The sequence below is a fragment of the Cellulosimicrobium cellulans genome, from assembly GCF_042723955.1.
GTDB lineage: Bacteria > Actinomycetota > Actinomycetes > Actinomycetales > Cellulomonadaceae > Cellulosimicrobium > Cellulosimicrobium cellulans_H.
The window spans coordinates 18361-27497 of sequence record NZ_JBHXIC010000007.1 but is presented as its reverse complement, the minus strand read 5'-3'; the positions used below and the strand labels follow the sequence as shown (position 1 = coordinate 27497).

Annotated in this window: 6 protein-coding genes; 4 read left to right on the top strand and 2 right to left on the bottom strand. The window is 74.0% G+C overall.

Annotated features, from left to right (window positions below; all coding sequences use genetic code 11):
• The first annotated feature begins 239 nt into the window (after nt 1-239).
• The 3 genes from ACFWH7_RS03540 to ACFWH7_RS03530 all read left to right on the top strand — a co-directional run bounded on the left by ACFWH7_RS03540 (nt 240) and on the right by ACFWH7_RS03530 (nt 3200).
• Nucleotides 240-1223: a carbohydrate ABC transporter permease gene (locus ACFWH7_RS03540; protein ID WP_378215055.1), complete on the top strand. Its 984-nt coding sequence runs from the start codon at nt 240-242 to the stop codon at nt 1221-1223.
• Complete coding sequence (locus tag ACFWH7_RS03535; protein ID WP_378215054.1) at nt 1220-2170, top strand: carbohydrate ABC transporter permease; 951 nt, start codon at nt 1220-1222, stop codon at nt 2168-2170. The genes ACFWH7_RS03540 and ACFWH7_RS03535 overlap by 4 nt, the downstream gene beginning before the upstream one ends.
• Nucleotides 2171-2279: 109 nt before the next feature.
• Nucleotides 2280-3200 carry an EamA family transporter gene (locus ACFWH7_RS03530; protein ID WP_378215053.1) on the top strand — a complete coding sequence of 307 codons (921 nt, stop codon included), beginning with the start codon at nt 2280-2282 and terminating at the stop codon, nt 3198-3200.
• 33 nt (nt 3201-3233) lie between these two features.
• On the opposite strand, the gene ACFWH7_RS03525 is transcribed toward ACFWH7_RS03530, so the two are convergent.
• Complete coding sequence (locus tag ACFWH7_RS03525) at nt 3234-3878, bottom strand: bacterial proteasome activator family protein (protein ID WP_378215052.1); 645 nt, start codon at nt 3876-3878, stop codon at nt 3234-3236.
• A gap of 71 nt (nt 3879-3949) precedes the next feature.
• Nucleotides 3950-4927 carry an NAD(P)H-quinone oxidoreductase gene (locus tag ACFWH7_RS03520; protein ID WP_378215051.1) on the bottom strand — a complete coding sequence of 326 codons (978 nt, stop codon included), beginning with the start codon at nt 4925-4927 and terminating at the stop codon, nt 3950-3952.
• A gap of 231 nt (nt 4928-5158) precedes the next feature.
• Here ACFWH7_RS03520 and ACFWH7_RS03515 point away from each other — a divergent pair, with 231 nt between their 5' ends.
• Complete coding sequence (locus ACFWH7_RS03515) at nt 5159-9106, top strand: nitrate- and nitrite sensing domain-containing protein (protein ID WP_378215050.1); 3948 nt, start codon at nt 5159-5161, stop codon at nt 9104-9106.
• Nucleotides 9107-9137: the final 31 nt, after the last annotated feature.

Sequence of the window (9137 nt, the reverse complement as noted above, 5' to 3'; positions counted from 1 at the left end):
TACCAGACCCCCCCCCCCCCACCACCCCATACCGGGTTCACTGCCCCTAACCCCCCCCCCGCGGGCCCGGGGCCCCACCCCCGCGCCCCCCCCGCCGCCTGGGCGCCCCCGGGTTCCACGCGTCGACCCCGGGGGCGGGTCGTCCCGGGGGGTCGATCCCCGGACGACCCGTCCCGGGGCCGTCCCCGTCGCACACACGTCGTCACCCGGCCGCCGCCGGTCACCTCAGGAGCTCTCACATGGACTGGTTGCTCGAACCCGCCGGGACGGGGGGCAAGCTCGCGGTGATGGTCGTCGCGATCCTGCTCTTCGTCGTCGTCATGGGCCTGATCCTCTTCCTCGTCGACCGGCCGCGGCGCGTGCCGGGCTGGGTCGTCGCGCTCGCCTTCGCCGGGCCCGCGGTCGTCATGATCGCGTTCGGCCTGCTCTACCCGGGCCTGCGCACGATCCGGGACTCGTTCTTCAACCGCACGGGCACCACGTTCGTCGGGCTCGACAACTACGTCACCGCGTTCACGCGCGACGAGTTCCAGATCGTCCTGCGCAACACCGCGATCTGGGTCATCGTCGTCCCGCTCGTGTCGACGTTCCTCGGGCTCGTGTATGCGGTCGTCGTCGACCGGTCGCGCTTCGAGAAGTTCGCGAAGACCCTCATCTTCCTGCCGATGGCGATCTCCATGGTCGGCGCGGGCATCATCTGGAAGTTCATGTACGAGTACAAGCCGGCGAGCCAGCCGCAGATCGGCCTGTTCAACCAGGTCCTCGTCTGGCTCGGCCTCGAGCCGCAGCAGTTCCTGCTCAGCGCGCCGGCGAACACGTTCTTCCTCATCCTCGTCATGATCTGGATCCAGGCCGGGTTCGCGATGACGATCCTCGCGGCCGCGATCCGGGCGATCCCGGACGACATCGTCGAGGCCGCCCGACTCGACGGCGTCGGCGGCATGCGGATGTTCCGCTACATCACGGTGCCGAGCATCCGCCCCGCCCTCGTGGTCGTCCTCACGACGATCGCGATCGGCACGCTCAAGGTCTTCGACATCGTCCGCACCATGACCGGTGGTCGCTTCGAGACGTCGGTCGTCGCCAACGAGTTCTACACGCAGGCGCTGCGGCAGGGCGAGCAGGGGCTCGGGGCCGCGCTCGCGGTCATCCTGTTCGTCCTCGTCATCCCGATCATCGTGTACAACGTGCGGCAGCTGAAGCAGGCGGAGGAGATCCGATGAGCACCCCACTGTCCGCCTCCGTCCCGGACGCCCCGCTCGTCGACGAGACCGCCGAGGAGGGCAGCGGCAAGGGCATCGTCGCGGGCCTCGACGAGCGCGCGGGGAAGGTACGCCGCAAGGTCTCGTCCCGACCGGCGTCGATCATCGCGATCGTCCTCGCCGTCCTCTGGACCATCCCGACGTTCGGGCTCCTCGTCACCTCGTTCCGCCCGCCGCGCGAGATCCGGCGGACGGGCTGGTGGGAGGCGTTCGCCAACCCCGAGTTCACGATCGACAACTACACCGACGCGCTGTTCGGCGGGTCGACGAGCTTCGCGACCTACTTCATCAACTCGGTCGTCATCACGCTGCCCGCCGTGATCATCCCCATCACGCTCGCGTCGCTGGCGGCGTACGCGTTCGCGTGGGTGAACTTCAAGGGTCGCAACCTGCTGTTCGTCGCGGTCTTCGCGCTCCAGGTGATCCCCATCCAGGTCACGCTCGTCCCGCTGCTCACGCAGTACGTCGACTGGGGGATCGACGGGTCGTTCTGGCCCGTGTGGCTGTCGCACTCGATCTTCGCGCTGCCGCTGGCGATCTTCCTGCTGCACAACTTCATGAAGGACATCCCGCGTGAGCTGGTCGAGGCGGCGCGCGTCGACGGCGCCGGGCACGTGAAGATCTTCTTCCAGGTGCTCATGCCGCTGCTCGTGCCCGCGATCGCGGCCTTCGGGATCTTCCAGTTCCTCTGGGTCTGGAACGACCTGCTCGTCGCCCTGACGTTCGCGTCCGGCCAGGACACCGCGCCCATCACCGTGCGCCTCGCCGAGCTGTCCGGCTCGCGCGGCGCGAGCTGGCACCTGCTGCCCGCGGGCGCGTTCATCTCGATGATCGTTCCCGTGGCCGTGTTCCTCGCGCTCCAGCGGTACTTCGTGCGCGGGCTCCTCGCCGGGTCGGTCAAGGGCTGACGCCCGCCGCGCCGAGCGTGCGGCTGCGCCCGTCCCGCGCGTTGGACGGGCCGCAGCCGCATGCTCGACCGGCGCCGTCCCCTGCGGCGCGGGCGCCTAGAGTCGTCGGGTGCCTCGCCCCGCCGCCGCTCTCGACCGCGTCCCGGTCCCGGCGCTGTTCGTCGTCTCGGGGCTGACGCAGTACCTGGGCGCGGCGATCGCCGTCGGGCTGTTCGCCGTGGCCGGCGCGATCGAGATCGGGTGGCTGCGCATCGCGGCGTCCGCGGTGCTGCTGCTCGCGTGGCGTCGGCCGTGGCGTCACCGGTGGACCCGGCACGACCTCGCGTGGGTCGCCGTCTTCGGCGTCGCGTTCGCCGCGATGAACCTCGCGTTCTACGTCGCGATCGACCACCTGCCGCTCGGGACGGCCGTCGCGATCGAGTTCCTCGGCCCCGTCGCGGTCGCCGCGATCACGGGCAGCGGGTGGCGCGAGCGGGGCGCGATCGCGGTCGCCGCGGCGGGGGTCGTGCTGCTCGCGGGCGTGACGATCGAGTCCGACCTCCCGCGCGACGACGCCGTGCTCGGCCTGGCCGCGATCGGCGTCGCGGCCGCGTGCTGGGCGGCGTACATCTTGCTGGGACGGCGGGTCGCCGTCTCCGGTTCAGGGGTGACGTCGCTCGCGGTCGCGATGACCGTGGGCGCCCTCGTGTTCGCGCCGTTCCTCGCGCCCGGCGCGGTGCCCGTGCTCGGCGACTGGCGGCACGTGGTCGCGGTCGTCGGGATCGCCCTCTTCTCGTCCGTCGTCCCGTACGCGCTCGAGCAGGTCATCCTGCGCCGGGTCAGCGCGGCGACGTTCTCGGTGCTGCTCGCGCTGCTCCCGGCGACGGCCGCCGTCGTCGGGGCCGTCGTGCTGCGCCAGGTGCCCACGGTGCCGGAGCTCGTCGGTCTCGTCCTGGTGTCCGGGGCGATCGCCATGACCGCCGCGCGCCCGGGCGGGCGGGACGCGGCCTCGCCCGACGACGCCGCGCCGCTCGACCCGCCGCCCGCCTGAGCACCCGGCCCGGACGGGCGGGGGGGCGGTGCCTCAGAGGTACTGACCCGGGGAGGGACGCCCGTCGTGCTCGTCCGGCCGACCGGGGTTGCCGGGCATCCCGCCGGGCGCGCCGGGACCCATGGGCGGCAGCGAACCCGGCGGCAGGGCGCGACGCATCTGCGAGAGCTGCGCCTGCGCCGCCATCTGCTGGGCGACGAGCGCCGTCTGGATGCCGTGGAACAGGCCCTCGAGCCAGCCGACGAGCTGCGCCTGCGCGACGCGCAGCTCCGCGTCCGTCGGGACCGTGTCGTCCGAGAACGGGAGCGTGATCCGGTGCAGCTCCGCCACCAGGTCGGGCGACAGGCCGTCCTCGAGCTCGGTGAGCGAGCGCTCGTGGATCTCGGCGAGGCGCGACCGCGCCACCTCGTCGAGCGGGGCGTCCCGGACCTCGTCGAGGAGCTTCTTGATCATGCCGCCGATGCGCATCACCTTGGCCGGCTCCTCGATGACCGTCGCCGGGTTGCGGTCGGGGTCGATCGAGTCGTCGCTCTCGACGACGCTCACCCCCGTCCCGTCCGGCATCACGATCGTCGCGCGGGCGGGCTCGTCGGAGTCGTCGACGGCGTCCTCCGCACCGGTCACGGGCTCGGGCGCGGTGGGCTCGTCGGGGCGGGGGTCGCGGGGTTCGTCAGCCATGGGTCCAGTCTTGCGCGGGGCGCCCACGCGCGCAGCGACGGCGTGCGATCTCCTGTGCCGTCGGCCGTGGGTCAGGGAACGAGGAGCACCTTGCCGAAGACCTCGCCCGAGTCGAGCAGCTCGTGCGCGCGCGCCGCCTCCTCGAGCGGGAGGCGCGCGTGCACCACCGGGCGCACGCGCCCGTCCTCCACCATCGGCCACACGTGCGTGAGGACCTCGTGCACGATGCGCGCCTTCTCGGCCGGGGGACGCGCCCGGAGCGTCGTCCCGGCCACGGTGGCGCGCCGGGCGAGGAGGAGGCCCAGGTCGAGCTCCGCGCGTCGTCCCTTCTGCATGCCGATGACGACGAGGCGTCCGCCCGTGGCGAGCACCTCCAGGTTGCGCGGCAGGTAGGCGGCGCCGACGACGTCGAGCACGACGTCCGCGCCGTGCCCGCCGGAGGCGTCCCGCACCGCGGCGACGAAGTCCTCCTCGCGGTGGTCGACGGCGAGGCTCGCCCCGAGCGCGAGGCACCGGTCGGCCCGGTCGCGGCCGCCCGCGGTGACGGCCACACGGGCGCCGAGCGCGGCGCCGACCTGCACGGCGACGGTCCCGACACCGCCCGACCCACCGTGCACGAGCAGCCACTCGTCCGGGGCCAGGCGACCGACGTCGACGACGTTGCTCCACACCGTGCACGCCGCCTCGGGGAGCGCGGCGGCGTCCACGAGGTCCACGCCGTCGGGGACGGGCAGCACCTGTGTCGCCCGGACGCGCACCTGCTCGGCGTAGCCGCCGCCGTCGAGCAGCGCGACCACCCGGTCACCCTCCGACCACCCCGTCACGGAGTCCCCGACGGCCGCGACCGTGCCGGACACCTCGAGCCCGGGCCAGTCGGGTGCGCCCGGGGGCGGCGGGTAAGATCCGGCGCGTTGTAGCAGGTCAGCGCGGTTCACGCCAGCGGAAGCGACGTGGACCACGAGCTCGTCCGGCCCCGGGGTCTGGTCAGGGAGCGCGGAAACCGTTAGTTTCTCAGGGCCACCGGGGGCCGATATCGTGACGCCTCGCACATCGCCGAGACTACGCGGACGGTCCGGGAGGCGCCGGTTCGCCGACGGGGCGTCGCAGGAGCAGGACGAAAGTTCACGCTCCTCGCGGATTAGGTGTCCGGGGGATGTGCACCGATAGTTAGTACGCACGACCGGGGAGCGGAGCCCGGGAGGCGACGCTGCCACGCGCGCCGACCGCGCCGCCGAACGGGTGGACCAGGGTGATGGAGGCAGGTTCGTATGCTCCGCAGGTTGAGCGTTCGCGGGAAGATCCTTGCGGCTCTCGCGGTGCCCGTCCTCGTCCTCTTCGCGGCCGCCGCGATCATCTCGGCGCAGGCCATCGGGTCGGCGCGCGACGCCAGCCAGACGAGCGCGCTCGTCGGGGCGCTCGCGGCGCAGGACGCGGCGGGGACCGAGATCGCGGCCGAGCGCACGTACTCCTTCCTGGACGCGACCGCCGGGACCGAGGACAGCGAGGCGCAGATGATGGCGCAGCGCGAGAAGACGGACAAGGCGCTCGACGCGCGCGACCGCGCGTACGAGAAGCTCGACACGTCGGTGCTCGACCCGCGCGTGCGAGAGGCGGTCGCCGACACGATCGCGGACCGGAGCGACCTGACCGCGATCCGGCAGTCCATCGACCGGTCGTCCATCGGCCAGCTCACGCGCAACTCGCAGTACAGCGCGCTCATCGACGCGGCGCTCGAGGTGCCGCGTACGCTCGCGGACACGACCCCGGACCGCGGCCTCGCGCAGTACCTCGACGCCTACGTCCTCCTCGACGAGCTCCTCGCCCAGCAGGCTCTCGAGCAGCCGCTCGCCGGCGCGGTCCTCGCCGCGGCGCAGCTCGGCGTGGACAGCACCGAGACGAACCAGCAGGCCGCGGTCCTGGTGACCACCGGTGACACCCTCGCGGACCGCACCCGCACGGCTGTCCGACGGCTCCCGGGAGACCTTCAGCTGCAGGTGCCGGGCGCGACGTACAACCAGATCCGACAGAACCTCGCCGGTTCCCGGCCCAAGGCGACGCCGCCCAGCCAGGCCGCGCAGTGGCCGGAGCTGTCGCAGGCGGACCGGGACCAGACGAGCCCGGTGCGCGACGCCGTCCGCACCGAGACGGCGGAGAAGGCGTCCGACCTCGCGGGTGCGGCGACGACCCGCGCGGTCGTCACGATCCTCGCGACCCTCGCGGCCGTCATCGCCTCGATCCTCGTCGCGGGTCTCATCGCCCGTGCGATCGTCAACCCGCTGCGCCGCCTCACCGACGCGGCCGAGGACGTGCGTGACCAGCTCCCGCGGCTCGTCGAGCAGGTCGCCGTCCCGGGCCAGGGCCCGGGCATCGACCTGGCGCCCATCACGGTGGAGTCCACGGACGAGGTCGGCCAGCTCGCGACCGCGTTCAACGACGTGAACCAGACGACCATCAAGGTCGCGCGCGAGCAGGCCGCTCTCCGCGGCTCGATCGCCGAGATGTTCGTCAACGTCGCGCGCCGCGACCAGGTGCTCCTCAACCGACAGCTCGCGTTCCTCGACGACCTCGAGCGCTCCGAGGAGGACGCGGGCACGCTGTCCAACCTCTTCCGCCTCGACCACCTCGCGACGCGTATGCGACGCAACGCGGAGTCCCTCCTCGTCCTCGCGGGCATCGACTCGGGCCGCCGCGTGCGGCAGCCCATGCCGGCCTCGGACGTCATCCGTACGGCGTCCTCCGAGATCGAGCTGTACGACCGCGTCCGCCTGAACCTGGTCGTCGACCCGCTCATGCTCGGGCACAACGCGCTCAACGCCGCCCACCTGCTCGCCGAGCTCCTCGAGAACGCGACGATGTTCTCGGAGCCGCACACGCCCGTCGAGGTCACGACCGGCCGCGACGAGCACTTCGTGTACGTGACGGTCCGCGACCACGGTCTCGGGATGACGCCGGACGAGATCGCGGAGGCGAACCGCAAGGTCGCCACGCACGCGGCGTCGGACGTCGTCGGCGCTCAGCGCCTGGGCCTCTTCGTCGTCGGTCGCCTCTCCGACCGTCTCGGCGCGAAGGTCCGGTTCAGCGCGGGCGGCGACGACCAGGGGACCGAGGTCGTCGTGTCCTTCCCGGCCGCCCTCTTCGTCCCCGACTCGAACGTGCCGCTCCCGCAGCCGACGGACCCGCTCGAGACGAGCACGCAGGCGGCGGCCCAGCAGCTCGCCGGCTCGGGCGTCGTGCCGGCGCTCCCCGCCGCGGACACCGCCGCCCCGGCGGCTCCGTCGGTCCCGGCGCCCGCCGCGACGGCCTCGTTCCCGACCGTCGAGCCCGAGGCGCCCGCCGCGGTGCCCGTCGATCTCGAGGCGCTCACGGACGGCACGACGCAGACCGGCATGCCGCGCCGTCGCTCGCGCACGGTCGACCCCGCCGCCGCGGCGCCGAGCGCGTCCTTCGCGTCGGGTCCCCAGACCGGTGCGATCGTCCTGCCCCCGCTCGCCACGCCGGCACTGCCGGAGCAGCTCCCGGCGGCGGACGAGGCGTGGAGCCCGCCCGCGGAGGTCGCCGACGCCGGCGCCGCGCTCCCGAGCCGGTCGCGCCCGGCCACGAGCCCCGTCGAGCCGGTCTCCGCCGAGATCCCCGTCCTCGACGTGAGCACGCGCAGCGCGCTCTTCTCGAGCTTCCGTCCGGTCGGCGACCGTCCGGCCACCGAGAACCCGGTGGAGCTGCCCGTCGCCCCGGACGTCACGGCGACGGACATCCCCCTCGTCTCCGAGGCCCCGGCCGACACCCCCGTCCAGCAGGACGTGTGGACGCCGCAGGATCCCGCCGTCGCACCGGCCCCGGACACCTGGGCCCCCGAGCAGGCGTGGGCGCCGGAGCAGCCCGCCGAGCAGGCCTGGGCGCCGGAGCAGCCCGCCGAGCAGGCCTGGGCGCCGGAGCCGGCTGCCGACACCTGGGCACCCGAGCGGCAGCCTGCCGAGCAGGCGTGGGCGCCGGAGCCGGCCGCCGAGGCGTGGGCGCCGTCGTCCGTGGCCGACGCGCCGCTCGACGCGACCCGGGTCGTGCCCGCCGTCGCGGCCGAGCCCGTGGACGAGGCGACCGTCGCACGCGTCCCGCTGGTCGAGCGTGCGCCTGCGGCCGCAGAGCCGGCCACGGCTCACGTGCAGACCCCTGCGCCGGCCCCGGTGCCGAGCGTGGCCCACGCCGAGGCAGCTGCGGTCCCGGTCGTGTCGGCGGGCGACGAGGCCGAAGCGACGGAGGACATCCCCGCGGAGCTCACCTTCGAGGCGCTTCCCCGCTTCGAGGAGCTGATGGCCGACCTGCCGACGCGTCGCTCGCTGCGCGAGAGCCAGGCGCGCAAGCGCGGGCTCTTCGGTCGGCGCCCCCGCACGACCGCGACGCCGCAGGCGCGCCCGGCCGGACCGTCCCCGGAGGCCCTGGCGTCACGTCCCGCGGGTGCTCCCGCAGCTCCGGCCCCGGCAGCCCCGACGCCGGAACCCGCCCCCGCAGCCTCCGCGGTCGCTGCCCCTCCGGTCGCGGCACCGGTGGCCCCGTCGCAGGAGCGCCAGGCGCCCGCGCGGTCGTCGGCGTTCGCGCCCCGTGCCGGGCAGCCTGCGGGCGGTGCGGCCGCGGCGTCGTTCGCCCCGGAGCCGTTCGCCCCCCCGGTGCAGGAGACGCGCACGCTCGCCCCGGTGCAGGACGTGCCGTCCGCGGACACCGGCTACGCGGCTCCCGAGGCGCCCTTCGCGGCCCCCGAGGCCGCGCCGAGCCCGGCTGCGGCCGGGTACGGACCGCCGACGCCGCTCGTCCGGCGGCAGGTGGGTGAGGCGATCGAGCCGCTGGAGCCCGGGTACATCGCCGACTCGGTCGAGGCGCGGTCGGACTGGATGGCGTCCGCGGTGCTGTACGAGGAGATGTCCACCCTGCTGCAGGGCAGCACCGACTTCCAGGAAGCGACCTTGGCGGACCCGAACGACGGCATCTACCAGCCCCTCCAGGTCGACGGCACGACGGCGGCGGGCCTGACCCGGCGCTCGCGCGGCGAGGAGCGGGAGGGCTACGTCGACCGCTTCACGGCCCGCATCGACCGTGACCCGGAGCAGCTCCGGGCCCGTCTGTCGGCGTTCCAGTCGGCAACGGCCCGCGGCCGTGTCGAGGGCCAGGACGAGACGAGTTCGACCTGGACCCCCCAGGCCATGGATTATGTCCCTGATTCAGCGCCGCAGGCGCGGTGACGACATGCCGTCTGCGGCAACTGACGAGGAG